This window comes from Solimonas variicoloris DSM 15731 (assembly GCF_000382285.1).
GTDB lineage: Bacteria > Pseudomonadota > Gammaproteobacteria > Nevskiales > Nevskiaceae > Solimonas > Solimonas variicoloris.
Map to the genome: position 1 here is coordinate 490,634 of NZ_KB907925.1, position 21,841 is coordinate 512,474.

General features: G+C 69.8%; 17 protein-coding genes. 10 read left to right on the forward strand and 7 right to left on the reverse strand.

Translation table 11 applies throughout. The features are described from left to right. Nucleotides 1–13: 13 nt before the first annotated feature. Together typA and H149_RS0102375 are read left to right on the forward strand one after the other, a co-directional pair. Nucleotides 14–1,849, forward strand: a complete 1,836-nt coding sequence (gene typA / locus H149_RS0102370; RefSeq protein WP_020648128.1) for a translational GTPase TypA — start codon at nucleotides 14–16, stop codon at nucleotides 1,847–1,849. Between the two features lie 80 nt (nucleotides 1,850–1,929). Continuing rightward, the gene (locus H149_RS0102375; protein ID WP_020648129.1) at nucleotides 1,930–2,547 is read left to right on the forward strand and encodes a LysE/ArgO family amino acid transporter; all 618 of its coding nucleotides are present in this window, start codon (nucleotides 1,930–1,932) and stop codon (nucleotides 2,545–2,547) included. Between the two features lie 15 nt (nucleotides 2,548–2,562). On the opposite strand, the gene gltP is transcribed toward H149_RS0102375, so the two are convergent. Further along, nucleotides 2,563–3,852: a glutamate/aspartate:proton symporter GltP gene (gene gltP / locus H149_RS0102380; protein ID WP_020648130.1), complete on the reverse strand. Its 1,290-nt coding sequence runs from the start codon at nucleotides 3,850–3,852 to the stop codon at nucleotides 2,563–2,565. A 185-nt stretch (nucleotides 3,853–4,037) separates the two neighbouring features. Between gltP and H149_RS0102385 the strand changes: the two genes are divergently transcribed. Further along, nucleotides 4,038–5,102 carry an NADH:flavin oxidoreductase/NADH oxidase gene (locus tag H149_RS0102385; protein WP_020648131.1) on the forward strand — a complete coding sequence of 355 codons (1,065 nt, stop codon included), beginning with the start codon at nucleotides 4,038–4,040 and terminating at the stop codon, nucleotides 5,100–5,102. A 7-nt stretch (nucleotides 5,103–5,109) separates the two neighbouring features. Here H149_RS0102385 and H149_RS23035 read toward each other — a convergent pair whose 3' ends face one another. Next, nucleotides 5,110–5,253: an SPOR domain-containing protein gene (locus tag H149_RS23035; RefSeq protein ID WP_154654595.1), complete on the reverse strand. Its 144-nt coding sequence runs from the start codon at nucleotides 5,251–5,253 to the stop codon at nucleotides 5,110–5,112. Nucleotides 5,254–5,650: 397 nt separating this feature from the next. Between H149_RS23035 and H149_RS23040 the strand changes: the two genes are divergently transcribed. The 3 genes from H149_RS23040 to H149_RS0102400 are packed head-to-tail and all read left to right on the forward strand — an operon-like array spanning nucleotide 5,651 to nucleotide 8,236. Beyond that, nucleotides 5,651–6,400 carry a hypothetical protein gene (locus H149_RS23040; RefSeq protein ID WP_154654596.1) on the forward strand — a complete coding sequence of 250 codons (750 nt, stop codon included), beginning with the start codon at nucleotides 5,651–5,653 and terminating at the stop codon, nucleotides 6,398–6,400. Then, nucleotides 6,306–7,775, forward strand: coding sequence for a RimK family alpha-L-glutamate ligase (locus tag H149_RS0102395; protein WP_020648133.1), 1,470 nt, complete (start codon nucleotides 6,306–6,308; stop codon nucleotides 7,773–7,775). Before H149_RS23040 ends, H149_RS0102395 begins: the two co-directional genes overlap by 95 nt. Next, entirely contained in the window at nucleotides 7,772–8,236 is a 465-nt protein-coding gene (locus H149_RS0102400; RefSeq protein ID WP_020648134.1) for a GNAT family N-acetyltransferase, read from the forward strand. The genes H149_RS0102395 and H149_RS0102400 overlap by 4 nt, the downstream gene beginning before the upstream one ends. A gap of 112 nt (nucleotides 8,237–8,348) precedes the next feature. On the opposite strand, the gene bamJ is transcribed toward H149_RS0102400, so the two are convergent. Both bamJ and plsB read right to left on the reverse strand, forming a co-directional pair. Further along, nucleotides 8,349–9,092, reverse strand: a complete 744-nt coding sequence (gene bamJ, locus H149_RS0102405) for a BamJ family beta-barrel-assembly machinery protein (RefSeq protein ID WP_026352770.1) — start codon at nucleotides 9,090–9,092, stop codon at nucleotides 8,349–8,351. Between the two features lie 49 nt (nucleotides 9,093–9,141). Then, nucleotides 9,142–11,706 (reverse strand): glycerol-3-phosphate 1-O-acyltransferase PlsB, encoded by a 2,565-nt coding sequence (gene plsB / locus H149_RS19420; RefSeq protein ID WP_020648136.1) that lies wholly within the window; start codon nucleotides 11,704–11,706, stop codon nucleotides 9,142–9,144. A gap of 110 nt (nucleotides 11,707–11,816) precedes the next feature. On the opposite strand from plsB, the gene H149_RS19425 reads away from it, so the two are divergent. The 3 genes from H149_RS19425 to H149_RS0102425 all read left to right on the forward strand — a co-directional run bounded on the left by H149_RS19425 (nucleotide 11,817) and on the right by H149_RS0102425 (nucleotide 15,903). Next, complete coding sequence (locus tag H149_RS19425) at nucleotides 11,817–12,329, forward strand: DUF4112 domain-containing protein (protein ID WP_020648137.1); 513 nt, start codon at nucleotides 11,817–11,819, stop codon at nucleotides 12,327–12,329. A 102-nt stretch (nucleotides 12,330–12,431) separates the two neighbouring features. After that, nucleotides 12,432–13,940: a peptide MFS transporter gene (locus H149_RS0102420; protein WP_020648138.1), complete on the forward strand. Its 1,509-nt coding sequence runs from the start codon at nucleotides 12,432–12,434 to the stop codon at nucleotides 13,938–13,940. A gap of 13 nt (nucleotides 13,941–13,953) precedes the next feature. After that, the gene (locus H149_RS0102425) at nucleotides 13,954–15,903 is read left to right on the forward strand and encodes a M2 family metallopeptidase (RefSeq protein WP_020648139.1); all 1,950 of its coding nucleotides are present in this window, start codon (nucleotides 13,954–13,956) and stop codon (nucleotides 15,901–15,903) included. Between the two features lie 64 nt (nucleotides 15,904–15,967). Here H149_RS0102425 and H149_RS0102430 read toward each other — a convergent pair whose 3' ends face one another. Together H149_RS0102430 and H149_RS19430 are read right to left on the reverse strand one after the other, a co-directional pair. Beyond that, on the reverse strand, nucleotides 15,968–16,597 hold the full coding sequence (locus tag H149_RS0102430; RefSeq protein WP_020648140.1) for a YdbL family probable chaperone protein: 630 nt from the start codon (nucleotides 16,595–16,597) through the stop codon (nucleotides 15,968–15,970). Between the two features lie 65 nt (nucleotides 16,598–16,662). Then, entirely contained in the window at nucleotides 16,663–18,477 is a 1,815-nt protein-coding gene (locus H149_RS19430) for a translocation/assembly module TamB domain-containing protein (protein WP_020648141.1), read from the reverse strand. Nucleotides 18,478–18,569: 92 nt separating this feature from the next. On the opposite strand from H149_RS19430, the gene H149_RS0102440 reads away from it, so the two are divergent. Then, on the forward strand, nucleotides 18,570–20,345 hold the full coding sequence (locus H149_RS0102440; RefSeq protein ID WP_020648142.1) for a patatin-like phospholipase family protein: 1,776 nt from the start codon (nucleotides 18,570–18,572) through the stop codon (nucleotides 20,343–20,345). A gap of 86 nt (nucleotides 20,346–20,431) precedes the next feature. Here the strand turns inward: H149_RS0102440 and H149_RS21915 are convergent, their stop codons facing one another. Then, nucleotides 20,432–21,571 carry an OmpA family protein gene (locus H149_RS21915; protein ID WP_083930764.1) on the reverse strand — a complete coding sequence of 380 codons (1,140 nt, stop codon included), beginning with the start codon at nucleotides 21,569–21,571 and terminating at the stop codon, nucleotides 20,432–20,434. Nucleotides 21,572–21,841: the final 270 nt, after the last annotated feature.

Below are 21,841 nucleotides of genomic sequence, written 5' to 3' on the forward strand. Positions count from 1 at the left end.
TTTCGGTGCACCCGTGATTCAGAACCTTCGCAATATCGCCATCATCGCCCACGTCGACCACGGCAAGACCACGCTGGTCGACAAGCTGCTGCGCCAGTCGCAGACCCTCGACGCCCGCGAGCAGCTCGGCGAACGCATCATGGACTCCAACGATCTGGAGCGTGAGCGCGGCATCACCATCCTCGCCAAGAACACGGCGATCCGCTGGACCGACAAGCGCAACGGCACCGAGTACCGCATCAACATCGTCGACACCCCGGGACACGCCGACTTCGGCGGCGAGGTCGAGCGCGTGCTGTCGATGGTCGACTCGGTGCTGTTGCTGGTCGACTCGGTCGACGGCCCGATGCCGCAGACCCGCTTCGTCACCCAGAAGGCCTTCAACATGGGCCTCAAGCCGATCGTCGTCCTCAACAAGATCGACCGTCCAGGCGCGCGTCCGGACTGGGTCGTCGACCAGGTCTTCGAACTGTTCGACCGCCTCGGCGCGACCGACGAACAGCTCGACTTCCCGTTCATCTACGCCTCGGGCCTCAACGGTTATGCCGGCCACTCGGCCGACATTCGCGAAGGCGACATGACGCCGCTGTTCGAGACCATCGTCGACAAGGTGCCGGCGCCGGAAGTCGACGTCGACGGCCCGTTCCAGATGCAGATCACCTCGCTGGCGCACTCGACCTACGTCGGCATCATCGGCACCGGCCGCGTCAAGCGCGGCAAGATCAAGACCAACACGCCGGTCTCGGTGGTCGGCCGCGACGGCAGCGTGCGCAACGGCCGCGTGCTGCAGGTGCTCGGTTTCATGGGCCTCGACAAGGTCGAGGTGCCGGAAGCGCAGGCCGGCGACATCATCGCCATCACCGGCATCGAAGAGCTCGGCATTTCGGAAACGGTCTGCGACGCCAAGGTGCCGGAGCAGCTGCCGACGCTGCAGGTCGACGAACCGACGATGAGCATGATCTTCGAGGTCAACAAGTCGCCGTTCGCGGGCAAGGAAGGCAAGTTCGTCACCTCGCGCCAGATCGGCGACCGCCTGACGCGCGAGCTGCGCACCAACGTCGCGCTGCGCGTCGAGCCGGGTGAATCGCCGGACCAGTTCCGCGTCTCCGGCCGCGGCCTGCTGCATCTCGGCATCCTGCTCGAAAACATGCGCCGCGAGGGCTATGAAGTCTCCGTCGCCCGTCCGCAGGTCATCCTCAAGGAAATCGACGGCGAGGTCTGCGAGCCGTACGAAACGCTGGTCGCCGACGTCGAGGAAGCCAATCAGGGCGGCGTCATCCAGGGCCTCGCCGAGCGCGGCGGCAAGATGCAGAACATGGTGCCGGACGGCAAGGGTCGCGTCCGTCTCGAATACATCGTGCCGTCGCGTGGCCTGATCGGCTTCCAGACGCAGTTCATGACGATGACCTCGGGCACCGGCCTGCTGTTCCACAACTTCGACCACTTCGGTCCGAAGACGGAGTCGACCGACATCGGCCAGCGCCACAACGGCGTGATGATCTCGAACGACCAGGGCAAGGTGCCGGCGTACGCGCTGTTCAACCTGCAGGAGCGCGGCAAGATGATCTCGTCGCCGGGCGACGAGGTCTACGAAGGCCAGATCGTCGGCATCCACGCGCGCGACAACGACCTCGTCGTCAACGTGCTGCGCGAGAAGAAGCTGACCAACATGCGTGCCTCGGGCTCGGACGAGAACGTCATCCTGACGCCGCCGGTGAAGTTCTCGCTCGAACAGGCGCTGGAGTTCATCAACGACGACGAACTCGTCGAACTGACGCCGACGTCGATTCGCGTGCGCAAGAAGTTCCTGAAGGAGCACGAGCGCAAGCGCGCCGAACGCGCGGACTGAGCCGCGCTCGGCCTTGCCATCGGGGGGCGCATCGACGATGCGCCCCTTTTTTGTTGAGAGCCCGCCAGGGGAACAAGAACGTGGACGGCCTGCTGCCGGCATATCTGCAAGGCTTCGCGCTCAGCGCCGGCCTGATCGTCGCGATCGGCGCCCAGAACGCCTTCGTCCTGCGCCAGGGCCTGCGGCGCGAACACGTCTTCGTCGTCGCCACGATCTGCTTCGTCTCCGACGCCTTGCTGATCGCGCTCGGCTGCGCCGGGTTCGGCACGCTGGTGCAGGCGCATCCGGCGCTGGTCGCCGCCGTGCGCTGGATTGGCGCCGCTTTCCTGATCGCATACGGCGCGCGCAGCGCCTGGGCCGCTTTACGCGCGCAGGCGCTGGACGCCGCGGCCGCGGCGGCGCCGCTGAGCCGGCGCAAGGCCGTCGCCAGCGTCCTGGCGCTGACCTGGCTGAATCCGCACGTCTATCTCGACACCGTGCTGCTGGTCGGCGGACTCGCCGGGCGCTACGCGGAGACGCCGCGCGCGGCATTCGCGGCCGGCGCCGCGTCGGTTTCGGCGCTGTGGTTCTACGGGCTCGCCTACGGCGCGGCTTGGCTGGCGCCGCTGTTCCGCCGGCCGCTGACCTGGCGCGCGCTCGACGCCGTCATCGCCCTGACGATGTGGGCGATCGCCGCCAGTCTGCTGCGCGGCGGCTGAGCCGCGCCGGCCGGTTCAGCCGAGCTGCGCCGCCTCGTAGCGCGCGCCGCGTTCGGCGTCGTACTGGCCTTCCCATTTGGCGATGACCAGCGCCGCGAGCGAGTTGCCGACCACGTTCAGCGCCGTGCGCGCCATGTCGAGGATGCGGTCGACGCCGGCGATGAAGGCGAGGCCTTCGAGCGGGATGCCGACACTGCCGAGCGTCGCCAGCAGCACGACGAACGACACGCCGGGCACGCCGGCGATGCCCTTCGACGTCACCATCAGCGTCAGGATCAGCACGATCTGCTGGGTCAGCGTCAGGTCGATGCCGTACAGCTGGGCGAGGAAGATCGCGGCGATGCTCTGGTAGAGCGTCGAGCCGTCGAGGTTGAACGAATAGCCGGTCGGGATCACGAAGCTGGCGATCGGCTGTGGCGCGCCGTAGGCCTGCATCTTCTCCATGATCCGCGGCAGCACGGTTTCCGAACTCGCCGTCGAGTACGCCAGGATCAGTTCGTCCTTGATCAGGCGGATCAGGCGCGTGATGCGAAAGCCGAACAGGCGCGCGACCGCGCCGAGCACGACCAGCGCGAAGAACAGTACCGCGGCGTAGACCAGCACGACGAGCTTGGCCAGCGGCAGCAGCGAGGCGAAGCCGAAGGTCGCCACCGTCACCGCGATCAGCGCGAACACGCCGATCGGCGCGTAGCGCATCACCATGTGGGTGACCTTGAACATGGTCTCGGCGATGCTGCGGAAGGTCTGCACCAGCGGCTCGCGGTGCTCGGCCGGCAGCGCCGAGAGGCCGAGGCCGAACATCACCGAGAAGAAGATGATCGGCAGGATCTCGCCCTTGGTGATCGCCTCGAAGACGTTGGCCGGGATCAGGCCGAGGATCGTCGTCACCAGGCTGTGCGGCGCGTGCTGAACGGCTTCGGTCGTCTTCTGGTACTGCGAGATGTCGGCGGCCGTCAGCTGCTGCATGTCGATCCCGGCGCCGGGCTGCAGCAGGTCGGCGAACAGCATGCCGACGAGGATCGCGACGGTGGTGATGATCTCGAAGTAGACGATGGTCTTCAGGCCGATGCGGCCGAGCTTCTTGGCGTCGCCGACGCCGGCGATGCCGACGATCAGCGAGGAGATGACGATCGGCACGACGATCATCTTGATCAGCCGGATGAAGATCTGGCCGGCCGGCTGCAGGATGTTGACGATCAGCCAGTCGCGCGGCCCGCCCATTTCGTGCAGCACGCTGCCGGCGACGACGCCGAGCGCGAGCGCGATGAGGATTTGCCAGGCGAGGCTGAGGCGGGGCAGGGGCATGGGCGGCGGATTTCCTTGCGTGAAGGACGGACCATAGAAAGCTTGCGGGTCCGGACGCAAATTTCGTCCCGCCGGCGGCGCCGCGGATCGCGTCTCCGGTGGTGCCGGCGCCACCGCGACGCTAGGATGCCGAACGGTGCCGCGCGCGGCATCGCCGCGTTCATTCCCCCTAGTCCGGAGCCCCCATGAACCTGTTCTCGCCGCTGTCGCAGCGGTCCCTCACCCTGCGCAACCGCATCGCCGTGGCGCCGATGTGCCAGTACTCGGCCGACGAAGGCGTGCCGAACCAGTGGCATTTCGTGCACCTGGGTTCGCGCGCGGTCGGCGGCGCGGCGCTGGTGATCAGCGAAGCGACGGCGGTCGAAGCGCGTGGCCGCATCTCGCCGGCCGACACCGGGTTGTGGAACGAGGTGCAGGCGCAGGCCTGGGCGCCGATCACGCATTTCATCCGTGAAGCCGGCGCCGTCGCCGGCGTGCAGCTCGCGCATGCCGGGCGCAAGGCCAGCGTCGCGGCGCCGTGGAACGGCGGCAAGCCGGTCGCGCCCGCCGACGGCGGCTGGCGGCCGGTGGTCGCGCCGTCGGCGCTCGCGTTCGACGCTGGCAGCATCGAGCCGCAGGCGATGTCGCTCGCCGACATCGACGCACTGGTCGAGGCGTTCGTGGCGGCGGCGCGACGGGCGCTCGACGCCGGTTTCGAGCTCGCCGAGATCCACGGCGCGCACGGCTATCTGCTGCATGAGTTCCTGTCGCCGCTGTCGAACCGCCGCGACGACGACTACGGCGGCAGCTTTGACAACCGCATCCGCCTGCTGCGTCGCGTGATCGCCGCCGTGCGTGGCGTGTGGCCGGATCGTCTGCCGCTGTGGCTGCGCATCTCGGCGACCGACTGGGCCGCCGACGGCGGCTGGGATCTGGAGCAGTCCTGCGCGCTGGTCGAGGCGATCCGCGGCGACGGCGTCGATCTGATCGACGTGTCGAGCGGCGGCATGCTGCCGAAGGCGGAGATTCCGGTCGGCCCGGGTTTCCAGACGCCGTTCGCCGCCGAGATCCGCCGCCGCTGCGGCGTCGCCACTGGCGCGGTCGGCCTGATCACGGCGCCGGCGCAGGCCGACCACATCGTGCGCACCGGCCAGGCCGACGTCGTGTTGCTCGCGCGCGAACTGCTGCGCGATCCGTACTGGCCGCGCCGCGCCGCCGCCGAGCTGCGCCAGAAGATCGAGGCGCCGCTCCAGTACCAGCGCGCCTGGTAGGCCGGGCTCAGCCGGCGGCGGGCACGCGCACGATCCAGGCCTGCCGCGCCGGCGGATCGCGACGGACCTTGGCCAGCGAGCGCTGCGCCGCGTCGCGCGTCGCATGGTGGCCGGCGAGCACGCGATAGACCGGCTTGCCGTTGGTGCGCATCAGCACCGTGTCGGCGGCGTAGCCGCGCGCGCCACTGCCGCGTCGCGCGCTGCGCGCTTGCGGCGTCCGGCAGCGAGGCCAGCACGATCCGCCATTCGCCGCCGCGCGCCGGACTGCGCGCGGCCGCCGCGGTCGGCGGCGCTGACGCGGGGCGTGCGACGGGCGTCGGCGCCGGTTCGATTTCCGACACGACCAGCGTGGTGCCGGCCTGCTCCGCCAGCGACGGCCGCGCGCTGCCGTCGCGCTGCGCCTGTTCGGCGGCGTAGCGCGCCGCGTAATCGTCGGCGAAGCGGGTGCGCGCCAGACGCGGCGCCAGCGAGCCGACCTCGGCGACACCGAGACGCTGCCCGCCACGCGCCGTCCAGCGCAGGCATTCGCCCGGCTCGTCGAGGCGCTCGTGGCCGCTCGGCGTCTGCACCTCGGCGGCGCCGCCCAGCAGGCACAGCTCGTCGCCGGCCGCCGAGGTCTCGGCCCAGGCGTCGGCGCCGTAGAGGCGCGACTGCAGATGGCGCTGCGCGAGGCGCACGTCGCCGGGCGCGCCACCATCGGGCTTGCGGGCGTCGACGTGCACGGCGCCGGCCTCGAGCTGCAGGTGCAGCAGCGCGGCGCGGCCCGGCGGGTCCGGCGGCTCGCCGCCGGCGAAGCGCAGCCGGCCGTCGCCGCCGAGCAGCAGCGTGCCGCCGCCGGCGGCCTGCAGGCTGATGCGGCCGCTGCTGCCGGTGCTGACGAGGCTGCCGATCGCCAGCGCCTGGCGCGCTTGCAGCGCGGCGCCGCCGTCGAGGAAGGCCGGCGCCTCCAGGCGGCGCGCGAGCAGCAGCTCATCGGCCAGCGCCGGTGCGGCGACCAGTCCCAGCATCCAGGCCCACAGCGGTGCGCGGTGCATCACGTGACGTCTCCCGAAACGGCGGCGAGGGTAGCAAATGCGGCGTCGATTCCGGCGGGCCGCGGTGCTAGCATGCGCCGCGGCTTTCAGGCCGCCCTCCGCCTCAGCCTTTCATGCCCGACGTGCCTTCAGAACCTCCGCCTGACGGGGCTCCCCGTCGCTACGCGCCATGAGTGGCGTCGTCGTTGTCGACCATCGCGGCGACTGGCCGCTGAACATTCCGGGCATCGAGGTCGTCACCGCCTGGGACTACCTGACGCATGAGGACCTGACGCGCGCGCGCAAGGTGCGCGTCTACAACCTGTGCCGCTCGTTCGGCTATCAGACGACCGGCTACTACGTCTCCCTGCTCGCCGGTGCGCGCGGCCACAAGCCGCTGCCGGAAATCACGACGATCCAGGATCTCAAGCTCGCCGAATCGCCGCGCATCCTCAACGACGAGATCGAAGAGCTGATCCAGCACTCGCTGGCGCGCATCGGCTCGGCCGAATACGTGATGAACGTGTACTTCGGCCGTTCGATGGCCAAGCGCCACGAACGTCTCGCGCGGGCGCTGTTCAACCAGTTTCCGGCGCCGCTGCTGCAGGCCAAGTTCAGCTATCGCGGCGACGAATGGCGGGTCGACACGCTCGGCCCGATCGCGCTCGGCGAGGTGCCGGGCTCGCACCACGCCTTCCTCTACGAGGCCGCGCAGGACTACTTCGTCCGCCGCCGCCCGCTGCGCGTGCGCCGCGAGTCCTCGCGCTATGACCTGGCGATCCTCGTCAACGACGACGAGAAGGAGCCGCCGTCGAACGCGCGCGCGCTGAAATCCTTCGAGCGCGCCGCCGAGGATCTCGGCTTCGACGTCGAGTTCATCGACAAGTCCGACTACGGCCACGTCGCCGAGTTCGACGCGCTGTTCATCCGCGAGACGACCGCGGTCAACCACCACACCTATCGCTTCGCGCGCCGCGCCGCGCGCGAAGGGCTGGTGGTGGTCGACGATCCGCTGTCGATCCTGCGTGCCGCCAACAAGGTCTTTCTCGCGCAGCTGATGGAGCGCCTGCGCATTCCGCAGCCGAATACCGTGCTGCTGCATTCGCGCAACCTCAAGCAGGTGGCGCGCGAACTGGGCTTTCCGTGCGTGCTCAAGCAGCCGGACTCGCAGTTCTCCAAAGGCGTGATCAAGGTCGAGTCCGAATCCGAGTTCCGCCGCGCGGCGTCGGAAATGCTGGAGCGCTCGGATCTGATCATCGCCCAGTCCTACGAGCCGACCGAATACGACTGGCGCATCGGCGTGCTCGACGGCCAGCCGCTGTACGCCTGTCGCTACTTCATGGCCAAGGGCCACTGGCAGGTCGTCAAGCGCGCCGGCAACGGCGCGATCGTCGAGGGCGGGCACGAGACGCTCGACGTCAAGGACGTGCCGGCGGCCGTGCTCAACGTCGCGCTGCAGGCGGCGCGCGCGATCGGTAACGGGCTCTACGGCGTCGACCTCAAGCAGTTCGGCAAGGTCGTCAAGGTCATCGAGGTCAACGACAACCCGAACATCGACCACGGCGTCGAGGATCTGGTCCTCAAGGAAGCGCTGTACCGCAAGGTGATGGAGTACTTCATCAAGCGCCTCGAGCAGCGCACGCGCGAGCAGGCGCGGTGAAGCCGAGACTGCGCCGGGCGCGGGCCGGCGACGTCGACGGCATGCTCGATCTCGAGCGCCATTTCCCGGGCGATCGCATGTCGCGCGCATCGGTGCGGCGCTTCCTGCGCGTGCCGAGCGCGCGGGTCTGGGTCGTCGACGCGCCGCCACACGGGCTGGTCGGTGCCCTGATCCTGCTGATGCGCCGCAACAGCACGACGGCGCGCCTCTATTCGGTGGTCGTCGATCCGCGCGCCCGCGGCCTCGGCCTGGGCCGTCGCCTGGTGCAGGCGGCCGAGCGCGGCGCGCGTGCAGCCGGATGCGATGCGGTGTCGCTGGAAGTGCGCGAGGACAACGCGGCGGCGCGCGCGCTGTACGCGCGCCTCGGCTACGTCGAGCGGCAACGCCTGCCGGGCTACTACGACGACGGCGGCAACGGGCTGCGGCTGCGCAAGGCGCTCACGAGTCGACGCGCGCGCTGAGAGCCTGCCGTGCGCAGCGCGTGCGCCTGCTGCGAACGCGGCGCCGTATCTCCACCGCCGGCACCAACGAAAACGCCGCCCGAAGGCGGCGTCTTCTCGCGACGAAGTCTGCTTACTGCGCGGACTTGTCTTCCTTCGGCTCGCCGACCGACAGCAGCTCGACTTCGAAGATCAGGACCTGATTCGGGCCGATCTTCACGCCGGCGCCGCGCTCGCCGTAGGCGAGGTCGGACGGGATGTAGAACTTGTACTTGCTGCCCGGCGTCATCAGCTGCACGCCTTCGGTCCAGCCCGGGATCACGTTGCCGAGCGGGAAGCTGACCGGCTGGCCGCGCGAGTAGGAGCTGTCGAACTCCTCGCCGTTGATCAGCGTGCCCTTGTAGTGCACGGTGACGGTGTCGGTGGCCTTCGGATGGGCGCCCTTGCCCTCGGTGATCACTTCGTACTGCAGGCCCGAGGCGGTGGTCTTCACGCCATCGCGCTTGCCGTTCTCCTCGAGGAACTTCTGGCCTTCGTCCTTGTTCTTCGTCGCCTGCTCCTCGCGCTGCTTGAGCTGGCGCTCCTGCATCTTCTTGGCGACCGTGTTCTTGATTTCCTCGCGCGCGGCGTCGTCCATCTTCGGCGCGGTGCCGGCGAAGGCGTCGTCGAGGCCGGCCTTCAGCGCGGCGAGATCGACGTCTTCCTTGACCGGCTGCAGCGACTTGCCGAGATCGACGCCGATCGCATAGCCGAACTTCTGCGCGTCGGTTTCGAGCGCGGCATTGCCGGCGGCGGCCTTGTCATCCTTCTTGGCGCAGCCGGCGATGAGCGCGGCGGCGGCGACGCTGAGGGCCAGCATGCGTAACGAATTCTTCATGGGGTCGTCCAGATGCGAAAAAGGCGCGATTGGCGCCGGTAGCGCTCGATTATAGCGGCTTTTCCGGGCCTGTCCCGGGGTGGTTTTCCCCCCGGTCCGGCCCGGTCGTGGCGGCCTCGGCACCCGCCTCCGGAGCAGTCGCCGAGCGCTCGGCGGCGCGCCGCCGCGACAGCAGCTGCAGCAGCATCTGCCGCGCCTCGTCGGACAGCAGCTCCAGCGAGCGTTCGGCGATGCGGTCGATGCGCGCATCGACGGCCAGCGTCTTGTCGGGGCCGACCGTTACCAGGCCGACGTCGATCAGGGTGTTGAGGTAGCCCTTGAACAGCGCCTTGTCGAAGAACTCGGGCGCGTCGCGGCCGGTGAGGATCGCCATGCGTTCGGCGAGCAGGCGGCAGTCCTCCTCGAAGCGCTCGCGCTTGAGCGGCTGCTGCGAGCGGCGCTCGTCGGCGAGCAGCAGCGCCGTCATGCAGTAGCGCTCGTGTGTCTCGCCGAGCACGCGGCCGAGCATCGCCAGCGTCGAGTACGCCGGCTGATTGGCGTCCGGGCGGCGCAGGCGGTCGTTCTCGCGGCTGAGCAGACCGAGGCCGAGCATGACGTTGATCCAGGCCTTGGCGACGCCTTCGATCTCGGCCGGCTGCCAGCGCAGGAAGAATTCGTTGCGCAGGAACGGATACAGCGCGCGCACGCCCATGATGACGGCTTCGTCGGACAGCATCTGCCGGGTGCGGAACAGGTTGGCGATCAAGGACGGGATCGCGAACAGATGCTGGATGTTGTTGCGGTTGTAGGTGAGCGCGACGGCGTCGCGCGCGGTGACGCCGTGCAGCTCGCCCCAGGGATGCGGCACGCGCGCGATCTGCGCGATCGGCCCGCTCCAGTCGACGACGGCTTTCGGCGAGACTTCCGGAATGTAGAGATGTTCACCGTAGGGCTCGCCCTTCAGCAGCCAGATCAGGTAGCCGATCTGCTCGATGAATTCCTCGTGCGCGACCACGCGCTGCGGCGAGGCGAGCAGGGCGATCGCCGCCAGACTCGACGGATTGGCGACCGCCGCGGCGTTGATGCGGCGGCTGTTCTCGAGCGCGAGTTGCGCGACGAAGGCCTTGAAGTTCTCCGGCAGCGCCTCGTCGTCGGCCGTCATCGCCTCGCGCCAGCCCGGCAGGTGCTGGCTGGCGTAGTCCTGCAGGATGATCGGCTCGCCGAAGTTGATGTAGGCCTTGCCGTAGGACTTGCCGAGGATCTTGCCGGCCTTGAGCAGGCCCTCGGCGGATTCCTTGCTCTTCGCCCCGCCGCGCAGTTCCTTGGTGTAGCTGCCGACTTCCCAGACGCGGTCGTAGCCGATGTAGACCGGCACCATCGCCAGGCGCCGCGTGTTCTGGCGCAGGCCGGCCTCGACGACCATCGACAGCAGACCGGTCTTCGGCTGCAGCAGACGGCCGGTGCGGCTGCGCCCGCCTTCCGGGAAAAACTCGATCGCATAGCCGCGCTTGATCAGCGCGTCGACGTAGGCACGGAACACGGCGGTGTAGATTGCGTCGCCCGAGAAGCTGCGGCGCAGGTAGAACGCGCCGCAGCGGCGCAGCAGGCCGCCGACCGGCCAGAAATTGAGGTTGACGCCGGCGGCGATGTGCGGCGGCACGACGCCGGCGTGGTACAGCGAGTACGACACCAGCAGATAGTCGGCGTGCGAGCGGTGCGAGGGCATGTAGACCAGCTCGTACTGCTGCGCCAGCTCGCGCATGCGCTCCAGGCCCTGCACGTCAATGCCGGCGAACACGCGCTTGAAGACGACGTAGGTCAGGAAGCGCTCGAGGAAGTTGATGCTGGTCGTCGAGTAGTCGGCGGCGATCTCCTCGGCGCACTTGCGCGCGTAGGCGCGCGCCTTGTCCAGGGTCATGCCGTTCTTGCCGGCGGCGCGCTCGATCGCGCGCTGCACCTCGGCGCTGTGCAGCAGGCCGTCGATGACCACGCCGCGGCGCAGCAGCGTCGGGCCCAGCGCTGCGGTGCGCGCGCGCAGGAAGTGGAAGTGCAGCACGCGCGTCAGCTTGCGGATCGAGGTCGTCGCGTCGGGGCCGCGGTCGACGTACTCGCGGAACGAGAACGGCAGGCCGAAGTGCGCCAGCACGTTGCGGCCGTTGAACAGCATGATGAAGAACTTGCGCACGCGGCCGGCCTGCACGCTGTCGGCGAACAGCAGCTTCCACAGGCTGGTTTCCTTGCCCGGATCGCGGCCCCAGAAGATCGACACCGGCACCAGCTGCGCCTCGAAGGTCTTGGTCGCGATGCCGGTCTCGATCAGGCGCGTCAGGTCGGTCGGCCGCATGCGCGTTTCGAGCAGCGCATCCATGTAGACCACGCCGGCGCGCTCGACGGTCGGGAAATTCGAGCCGGTGCGGTTCGGCCGCGGCAGCACCAGCTCTTTGCAGATGCGTTCGAGCACGAACATGTCGACCCAGGAGCGCTGGGCGAGGATGTAGACGACCGGCTTGGTCGGGTCGATCTTCAGCCCTTCGCGCAGCGGCTGCGGCGCGGTCTTGTAGCGGACCAGACCCGAGAACGGGCGGAACATCCACCACACCAGGCTGTAGAGGACACGATTGAGCAGAGCGCGCATGCGACTCCTTCCATAAAATGGTTCGCGGTCGCGCGACGCTGCGCATCGAAAGGCGCGCCTCGCGCGCCCGCCGTTCCCGCCATCACGCAAAAAGTTTACCGGAAGCGAACATGACAGGTCCCGGCGTATCGACTGATCCCGTTCGTGCCGCCGCCGCCGCGCTGCCCGCGCGGCAGGCGGCGCTGCATGCGACGCGGGCGCGCCTCGATCGCCTGGCGTGGTGGCTCGACAGCGGCATCGGCGTGCCGGGCACGCGCTGGCGCATCGGCGTCGAAGCGCTGATCGGCCTGATCCCGGTGGTCGGCGATCTCGCCGGCGCGCTGTTCGGCAGCTACTTCGTGATCGAGGCCTGGCGCGTGCGTGCGCCGCGCGGCCTGCTCGCGCGCATGACCGGCAATGTCGTGCTCGACGCCGCGCTCGGCTTGGTGCCGGTGGTCGGCGATCTCGCCGACTTCGCGTTCAAGTCGAACCAGCGCAATCTGCGCCTGCTGCATGCGCATCTCGACGCCGAGCTCGGCGTGCGCGCGGTGCGTCCGCGGCGGCGGCTGGCGTGGATATTGCTCGGCCTGCTCGCAGTCCTCGCCGCCGCGGCGATCTGGCGCCTTGGGGGATTTACCGGATGACCACCCGGCGGGGCGCGGGCATAGTGCGGCGGTTTGTGAACACCGAACCCGCATCGCGCGCGATCCGCGCGCCGGACGCGCCGTTTCTCTGACGAGGTCTTGATGAGCGAGAAAACCTGGCTGGGCCACCCGCGTGGCCTGGCGACGCTGTTTTTCACCGAGATGTGGGAGCGCTTCACCTATTACGGGATGCGCGCGATCCTCGTCTTCTTCCTCGCTGCCGCCGCGACCGAGATCAATCCGGGCCTCGGCCTGACGCGCGAGGAGGCCGGCGCCATCTACGGACTCTATACCGGCGCCGTCTATCTGTTCTCGCTGCCCGGCGGCTGGATCGCCGACCGCCTGATCGGCAGCCGCCGCGCGGTGTTCTGGGGCGGCCTGTTCATCGCCGCCGGCAACTTCGCGCTGGCGATTCCCGGCCCGGCGGCGCTGTTCTTCGTCGGCCTCGCGATCATCGTCGTTGGCGTCGGGCTGCTCAAGCCGAATGTGTCGGCGCTGGTCGGCACGCTCTACGAGGGCAATGCCGACGTGCGCCGCGACGCCGGCTTCTCGATCTTCTACATGGGCATCAACCTCGGCGCGGCGATCGCGCCGTTCGTGGTCGGCGCGATCGGCGAGAACTGGTCGTGGCGGCTCGGCTTCGGCGCCGCCGGCGTGTTCATGCTCGGCGGCGTCATCCAGTACCGGCTGACCGAGCACTACCTCGGTTCGGGCGGGCTTGCGCCGGCCGGCACGCCGGAGCAGCGCCGCGCCGGCTGGCGCCTGCTGGCGATCGCGGTGGTGGCGCTGCTCGCGGTGGCCGCGGTGCTCGCCAGCGGCCTCGTGCCGGTGGGCCCCAGCGATCTCGCCAAGATGGCCGGTGTGGCGATGGCCGCCGTCGCCATCGGCTTCTTCGGCTACATGCTGCTGTTCGCCGACCTGACGCGCATCGAACGCGGCCGCGTCGCCGTGATCGCGATCCTGTTCCTCAGCTCGGCGACGTTCTGGGCCGGCTTCGAGCAGGCGGCGACCTCGCTGAACCTGTTCGCGCAGGACTACACGGACCGCGCGCTGCTCGGCGCGTGGTTCCCGAGCGGCGAGCATCCGGCGTCGTGGTATCAGGCGGCGAACCCGGTCTACATCATCCTGTTCGCGCCGTTCTTCGCGGCGCTGTGGGTGCGGCTCGGGCGCCGCAACCTCGATCCCGCGGCGCCGGCCAAGTTCGGCCTCGCGCTGATCCAGATGGGCCTCGGCTTCATCGTCATCATGTTCGCGGCGCAGCTGTGCGTGACGAGCGGCGCCAAGGTCGCGCCGACCTGGCTGCTGCTGACCTATCTGCTGCACACGACCGGCGAGCTGTGCCTGGCGCCGGTCGGCATGTCGAACGTCACGCGCCTGGCGCCGCCGCGTTACGTCGGCCAGCTGATGGGCACCTGGTTCCTCGGCCTGGCGGTCGGCAATCTCGCCGCCGGCCTGATCGGCGGTCACGTCGGCGGCAGCGACATCAAGGACATGCCGGATCAGTTCCTCAGCGTCGCGCTGCTCGGCCTCGGTGCCGGCGGGCTGATGCTGCTGATCAGCAAGCCTGTCAAGAAACTGATGGCGCTGCCCGCAGCGCCGGACGCAAAGTGAAGTTTTCGGGAGAATGTCGATGCGCACCCTGCTGATTCCGCTCGCCGCCGCCGCGCTCGTCGCCGCCTGCGGGCACAAGGACACCGCCGCGCCGTCCGCCGCCAAGGCGACGCCGGCCGAAGCCGACGCTTTCATGGCCGGCGTCAACGACGACTACCGCCAGTTCATTCCGTACCTGAGTGCCGCGCAGTGGACGCAGGCGACCTTCATCAACGACGACACGCAGAGGCTGTCGTCGCGCGCCAACGACGAGTGGCTGGGCTACCTCGGCGGAAAGCTCGACGAGTCCAAGCGCTTCAACGGCGTGGAGATGGGCAAGGACACGGCGCGCGGCATGCTGCTGCTCAAGCTGTCGACCGCCAATCCGGCGCCGAACGACGCCGCCAAGCGCGGCGAGCTGACGCGCGTGCTCGCGCACATGGAAGCGAACTACGGCGCCGGCAAGTGGTGCCCGCAGCCGGGCGCGCCGTGCCTGAATCTGAGCGATATCGAGAAGATCATCGACGATCCGGCGCGCACGCCGCAGGAGCGCGCCGCCGCCTGGGTCGGCTGGCACGAGACCGCCAAGTCGATCAAGCCGGACTACGAGAAGTTCGTCGAGCTGTCGAACGAGGGCGCCCGCGAGCTCGGCTTCGCCAATCTCGGCGAGATGTGGCGCGCCGGCTACGACATGAGCCCGGCCGAGTTCGAGCAGACCGTCGAGAAGCTGTGGACGCAGCTGCAGCCGCTGTATGAAGCGCTGCACTGCGATGTGCGGGCCAAGCTCAACGGCAAGTACGGCGACGCCGTGGTCCCGAAGGACGGCCTGATTCCGGCCCACCTGCTCGGCAATATGTGGGCGCAGCAGTGGAGCAACATCTATCCGCTGGTCCAGCCGTATCCGCTCGCCGACCAGAGCGGCGCCGGCTCGCTCGACGTCAGCGCCGCGCTGCGCCAGCGTCGCGACGCCGACTACCGGAAGCTGGTCGCCGCCGCCAAGGGCGCGCCGACCGCGCTCGAACTCGCCGAGCTTGCGCATCAGGCCGACGCGCAGTTCGCGCTCGAGACGACCAGGATCGCCGAGGATTTCTACACCTCGATCGGCTTCCCGCCGCTGCCGGCCTCGTTCTACGAGAAGTCGATGCTGCTGCGGCCGCGCGACCGCGACGTGGTCTGCCACGCCAGCGCCTGGGACATGAACATGCAGGGCGACGTGCGCATCAAGATGTGCATCGAGCCGCGCGAGGAGGATCTGTTCACGATCCACCACGAGATGGGTCACATCTACTACGACCTGATGTACAACGCGCTGCCGCCGATCTTCCAGAACGCGGCGCATGACGGTTTCCACGAGGCGATCGGCGACACCATCACGCTGTCGCTGACGCCGGCGCATCTCGCCAAGATCGGTCTGGTGCCGGAACAGAAGACGGATGAGCGGGCGCTGATCAACGCGCAGATGAAGCTGGCGCTCGACAAGATCACCTTCCTGCCGTGGGGCAAGCTGGTCGATCAGTGGCGCTGGAAGGTGTTTGCCGGCGACATCAAGCCGGCGCAGTACAACGAGGGCTGGTGGCAGCTGCGCGAGGCCTATCAGGGCGTCAGCGCGCCGGTCGCGCGCGCGGCCGACGACTTCGATCCGGGCGCCAAGTACCACATTCCGGGCAACACGCCGTACACGCGCTACTTCCTCGCCTTCGTCCTGCAGTTCCAGTTCCAGAAGGCGCTGTGCGACGCCGCCGGCTTCGACGGCCCGCTGTACGAATGCGACATCTACGGCAACAAGGCGGCCGGCGCGAAGTACATGGAGATGCTCAAGGCCGGCGCCTCGCAGCCCTGGCAGGACACGCTCGAGAAGCTGACCGGCCAGCGCGAGATGGACGCCTCGGCGCTGATCGAGTACTTCCAGCCGCTGATGAACTACCTCAAGCAGCAGAACGAGGGCCTGGCCTGCGGCTGGCAGGGCGAGGCGGGCAAGACCTGAAAGCGCGGCCGCGGGACATGAAAAAGGCGGCCCGCGGGCCGCCTTTTTCGTGGGGATGCGACGTCTACTTGCGCTGCCACTGGCCGCCGGCGGCCTGGTACCACCAGCCGGGCTGCGCCTTGGCGATCCAGCGCTGCGCGAACACGCCGCGAATCTGGCTTTCCCATTGCGGATGGCCGTTGGCGGTGGCGATCTCGCGGTACAGCGCCGCGCGATCGGCGTTCTCGTTGGCAACCAGCGTGCGCACCGTGTTGCGGCTGGCGAGCGGCACCGCGTTCGGATCGCGCACGGCGACGTAGCCGTCCTGCGTCAGGCCGACGGTGCCGGCGTCGAACAGCGGCTTGAGGTCGGCGTAGCGGTTCTCCATCTGCGTCTTGAGCCGGCTGATCTCCGGCGACGACAGGTCGAGGTTCGGCTGCTGCTGGGCTTGCGCCGGCGGCACCAGCCAGTCGAGCACGGCGAGCGCCACGTGCTGCGCGGCCGGCAGCGCGCTCTGCGGCGATGGGGCGGCTTCGGGGGTGGTCGCTGGTGCCGGCGCCCCCGGCGTGCTGCTCCAGACATCGTCGATGATGCGGTCGGCAGCTTTCTCGGCGGCGGCGGCGGGGAAGTAGACGTTGATCGTCACGCAGGCGGCGGCGACGGCAGCGCCGGCGAGCGCGGCGATCAGGCCGGAATGGGTTCGGACAGGCTTCATGCGCAATCTCCCTGGCGTAGGCGGCCCGCGCAGTATAGGCGCCGGACCTGAGCCGGCAATGAAGTTCACTGCACCTGCACCTGCGCGGCGTTGGCCTGCGCGACGCTCTTGAGCTGGGCGAGGAAGGTGGCCCAGGCGACATCGCGGTTGTAGCCGACCACGTCGATGCGCGGCAGCAGGCGGCCCTTGACCAGCACGTAGCCGCGGCCGTCCTTGGCGGGGCCGATGCCGTCCATGCGGCAGACGCCGTCGTCGAGGCGGCAGCGCCAGCCGATGCGGTCGTAGGCGAAGTCCTCGAAGAAGCGCAGCGCGCCGCGCGACAGCACGCCGCTCGGGCCGCCGCCGATCGACGAAATGTTGTCGATCGCGCGCTGCGAGATGCGGTGCCGCGAGCGGTCGCCGGGCGTCGTGTAGAGATGCGCGTCCATCGCCACCGGCTGCCAGCCGAGCAGGCGCAGGCCGCGCACGTCGCCGTCGAGGCGGCCCTCGATGCGCCCGAACGAGAACGCGCCGGTCAGCTGTGCGAGATCGAGACGGCGGATCGCCAGGTCGGCGCTGACGCGCGGCAGCACGCCGAGCGGGTCGAGCACGCGCAGCGCGTCGACCGTGAGCTCGCCGTCGAAGGCCTGCGCGCGCAGCTGGCCGTCGAAGCGCAGCTCGCGGTCACGCAGTCTGAGGCCCGGCAAGCGGCCGCCGATCTGGCCGCCGAACTCCGGCCAGCCGAAGGCGCGGCACAGTGCGGCGAGATCGATCGGATCGAGGGTCGCGTCGAAGTCGGCCGCCAGCGCGTCGCTGCCGAGACCGTCGAGGCCGAGCGTGAAGACGCGCAGGCCGCCGTCGAGGATCGGGATCTGCAGCGTGTCGAGCAGCGCCAGGCCGCGCGGCCGCAGCTGCAGCGCGGCCCGGGCGGCGCCGAGCGGCAGCGCGCCGATCGCGCCGGACGTCCAGGCCAGCTGCGACGGCGGCGCCGCGCCGTCCGCACGCCAGTGCAGATCGGCCGCGACGCCGTCGATGCGGCCGCCGAGCTTGTCGCTGCCGAAACCGGCCTCACGCAGCTGCAGTTCGGCGCGCTGCGGCTGCGCGTCGACGATCGTTGCCGCCAGCGTCGCGGTGCCGCCGGCGCGCAGGTCGTCGATGCGCGTGCCGGCGAGCCAGGGCCGCGCGAACAGTTCGGCGGCCGTCGCCAGCGACGTCAGCTCGGCGCGCACGTCGAGGCGATGATGCTGCGCCGGCGCCGCGGGATCGAGCTCGCCGGCCAGCGTTGCGCTGCCGATGCTGCCGAGCGTCAGCGACAGCGGCGCGAGCGTGATGCGCGCGCCGCCCGGCGCCTGGCGCAGACTCGCGCTGAGGTGCAGCGGGTGCTGGCCGAGATCGAGGAACAGCGGCTCGACATAGGCCTGGCCACTGCTCGCGCGCAGTTCGATCCGGGCGCGGCGACCGGCGTGGTCCTGAAGGGCGCTGCCGCTGGCGTCGAGGCGCAGGGCCTCGCTGGCGATGCGGCCGTCGGCGCTGCTGTAGCCGAGCGTGGCCTGCAGCGCGGCGAGTTGCAGCCGCCAGCGATCGGGGCTTTGCCAGCGCACCTCGCCACTGGCGCGCAGCTGCAGCGCCGCACCGGCGTCGAGCCGCGCTTCGCCGTGCGTGCAGGAGGCTTCGTCGCCGAGCTCGAGCCGCGCGCAGCGCAGGCGGATGGTCGCCGGCGCGGCCAGTGGCGCCGGCAGTACGACACGGGTCTGCACGCCGGCGCCGGCGCCGGCCTGCCAGTCGGCACGCAGCTCGCGCAGCTGCAGGCCCGGAGCGTCGATCCGGCCGACCGACAGCTCGATGCGCTCGACGGCGGTGGCGGGCGCGGCGGCCGCCAGCAGCACGCACGCGATCGCCATGGCGGGTCGTCTGCACATGCGCCGATCTTCGCACGCGGCGGTGCCGGCGGCAGCGATGCCATTCGCGCGGACAGGCCCTAGACTGCGCGGCCATGGACGCCCGCGACATCCTTCGCCAGTCGCCGCTCTTCGGCGGCATCAGCGACGCCGCCATCGACGCGCTGGCCGCGCATGCGACGCTGATCGACGTCGCCAGCGGCGAACAGGTCTTCGCGCGCGGCTCGGCGCCGGATCACATTTACATCGTCGCCAGTGGCCGCCTGCGGGCGCGGCTCGCCGACGGCCGTCTGACCAGCGCCATTCCGCGTTTCGATCCGACCGGCGAGATCAGCGCTGTGCTCGGCGAACCGCGCAGCGCCGACGTGCACGCGGTGCGCGACAGCGTGCTGGTGCGCCTGCCGAGCGCGGCGCTGCTGCAGACGCTGCAGGCGTTTCCGGAAGCGATGCTGCAGCTGACCCGCATCATCACCCGGCGCCTGCGCCAGAACGCCACCGACAGCACACACGCGCTGGCGGCCGCGCAGCGGCGCAGCACGCTGGCGGTGCTGGCGGCGACGCCGGACGATCCGGCCCGCGCCGTGGCGGCGCGCCTGTGCGCCCATCTCGGCGGCGGGCGCGCGCGGCTGGTCGACGCGGCGGCGATCGACGCGGCGCTCGGCCCGGGCGCCAGCGTGCTGGCGGCCGATGCCGGCAGCGCCGCGCAGCGCCAGCTCGTCGAGCATCTCAACGCCTTCGAGCGCCACGACACGCCGACGGTCTATCTCGCCAATCCGCGCGCCGACGCCTGGACGCGGCGCTGCATCGCCCAGGCCGATCGCGTGCTGGTGGTGGTCGACGCGACGCGGCCGGCGACAGCCGGGGCGACGATCGACATGCTGCGCGCGAGCCGCTCGCACGCGCCCGTCGATCTGGTCGTCATGCGTCCGACCGCGGCGCCAGCGCCGACGGTGCTCGACTGGCGCGCGCTGTGCGGCGCTGGCGCGCACTACTACCTGCGTCCCGATCGCGAAGCCGATTTCGCCAGCCTGGCGCGCCAGCTCGGCGGGCGCGGCATCGGCGTCGTGCTCGGCGGCGGCGGCGCGCGCGGTTTCGCGCACATCGGCCTGCTGCGCGCGCTGCAGGAGCTCGGCATTCCGGTCGATGTCGCCGGCGGGTCGAGCATGGGCGCGTTCTTCGCGGCACTGCTGGCCTGCGGCCGCGGCCTCGACGAGATCGAGGCGATCGCGCGTGACACCTTCGTCGCGCGCAATCTGCTCAACGACTATGTGCTGCCGACGATCTCGCTGATCCGCGGCCGCAAGTTCGTCCGCCATCTGCACGAGCTGTTCGGCGAACAGCGCATCGAGGCGCTGCGTCTGCCGTACTTCTGCGTGACCACCAACCTCACGCGCGGCCGCGCTGCGGTGCAGGACCGCGGGCCGCTGTACCTGTGGGCGGCGACCAGCATGGCGGTGCCCGGCGTGGCGCCGCCGGTCGCCTACAACGGCGAGCTGTACGCCGACGGCGCGGTCGTCAACAGCCTGCCGACCGACGTCATGCAGGACCTGCAGCGCGGGCCGATCATCGCCTCCGACGTCAGCACCGAGGGCGGCATCGCCGCGCCCGGCGTCGTCGGGCCCGATCCGGAAGCGCTGTTCCGGCTGCGTGATCCGGATGCGCCGCGCCTGCTGTCAATCCTGTTCCGCACCGCGACGCTGACCTCGGAGAGCGGCGTCGCGCAGCGCGCGGCACGTGCCGACGCCTATCTGCGCATGCCGGTGACGCGCGTCGGCATGTTCGACTGGAAGCGCATGGACGAGATCGTCGAGCGCGGCTACCAGCACGCCCTGCAGCAGCTGACGCCGCTACGCGAGCAGTTGCTGCGCTGAGCCGGCAAGGCCGGCGCGCAGGGATCGGGCAAAGAAAAAGCCCCGGCGCGGACGCCGGGGCTTTTTTGTGCGCAGCGCGAGGCTGCTTACTCCTTGGTCACCTTGAACTCGACGCGGCGGTTCTCGGCGCGACCTTCCTTGGTCTTGTTGCTGGCGATCGGCTTGGATTCGCCGTAGCCCTCGGAGGTCAGGCGCGAGGCGTCGATGCCCTGCTCGACGAGATAGGTCTTGGCGGCGGCGGCGCGCTGCTTCGACAGCTTCAGGTTGTAGGCGTCCGAGCCGGTCGCGTCGGTGTGGCCCTCGATGACCAGGCCCATCGTCGGCTGGCCCTTGAGGCCCTGCGCGATCTTGTCGAGCTGCGTCTTCGATGCCGCGGTCAGGCGCGCCGAGTCGAACTCGAAGTTGATGTCGTGCAGCACGACCTTGGCTTCGCGGATCGCGCAGCCGCGCGCGTCGACCTTCATGCCGTACGGCGTGTTCGGGCAGGCGTCGACGTTGTCATAGACGCCGTCGCCGTCCGTGTCCTTCGGCGGCGGAGGCGGCGGCAGCGGGCAACCGCGCGCGTCGACCTTGGTGCCGGCCGGGGTGCCCGGGCACAGGTCGAGGGTATCCGGCACGCCGTCGCCGTCGGTATCGGACGGCGGCGTCGGCGCGGCCGGCGCCGGGGCGGCCGGCGCTTCGTCCTTCTTGCCGAGCGCGAACTGCACGCCGGCGCTGATGCGCGTGTCCATCAGGTGATCGCGCGACGGGTCGGTATCGCCGTCGAACACCCAGTAGCGCTTGGCGTCGACGCGGATCGCCGCCGTCTTGCTTTCGTTGAGGCTGATCAGGAAGCCGCCGCCGGCGTTGGCGTAGCCGTAGGTGTGCTCGTTGGCGCTGCGGTCCTCGTACTGGGCGCCGCCGCCGAGCAGCAGGAACGGCGAGAACCACGACGAGCGCGCGAACGGATAGACCGCGAAGTCGAGGCCGCCGCCCCACTTGCGATCGGTGCCGCCATCGTAGTCATGACCGGCGCGCAGGCCGAACAGATTGATTTCCGGGGCGAAGTATTCGCCGGTCGGGAAACCGAACAGCAGCGTGGCGCCGAGTCCGTCGTCGTCGTTGTAGACGGCATCGGGGAACAGGTAGGTGCCCTGGATGCCCATGTACGGGGTGTTGTCGGCGTGGGCGGCTTGCGCTGCGCCGGCGATCAGTGCGGCGGCGAGAACCTTGTGCGTCATTTTCATTCTTGCTTTCCTCAGGTCGGTGGGACGAAGAAAGCGACCGCGGACCCACTACGCGTGATCAACCGCCAGTGGCGCGTGTGCTCCCTTGCGTGGCCGGGTGCATCTTGGTTCGAGGCCATGAACCTAGGCTGAATCTTGACGATAGGCAAGCGGACCTGGGCCATGCGCGCAAATTTCCGTCGGATCGCAAATTTTCGCGGGCACTGCGGGTGTTTCCCGTATCGGTCGCGGCGGCGCCTTGCGTACCATCTGGCGCGACACGATGACCGC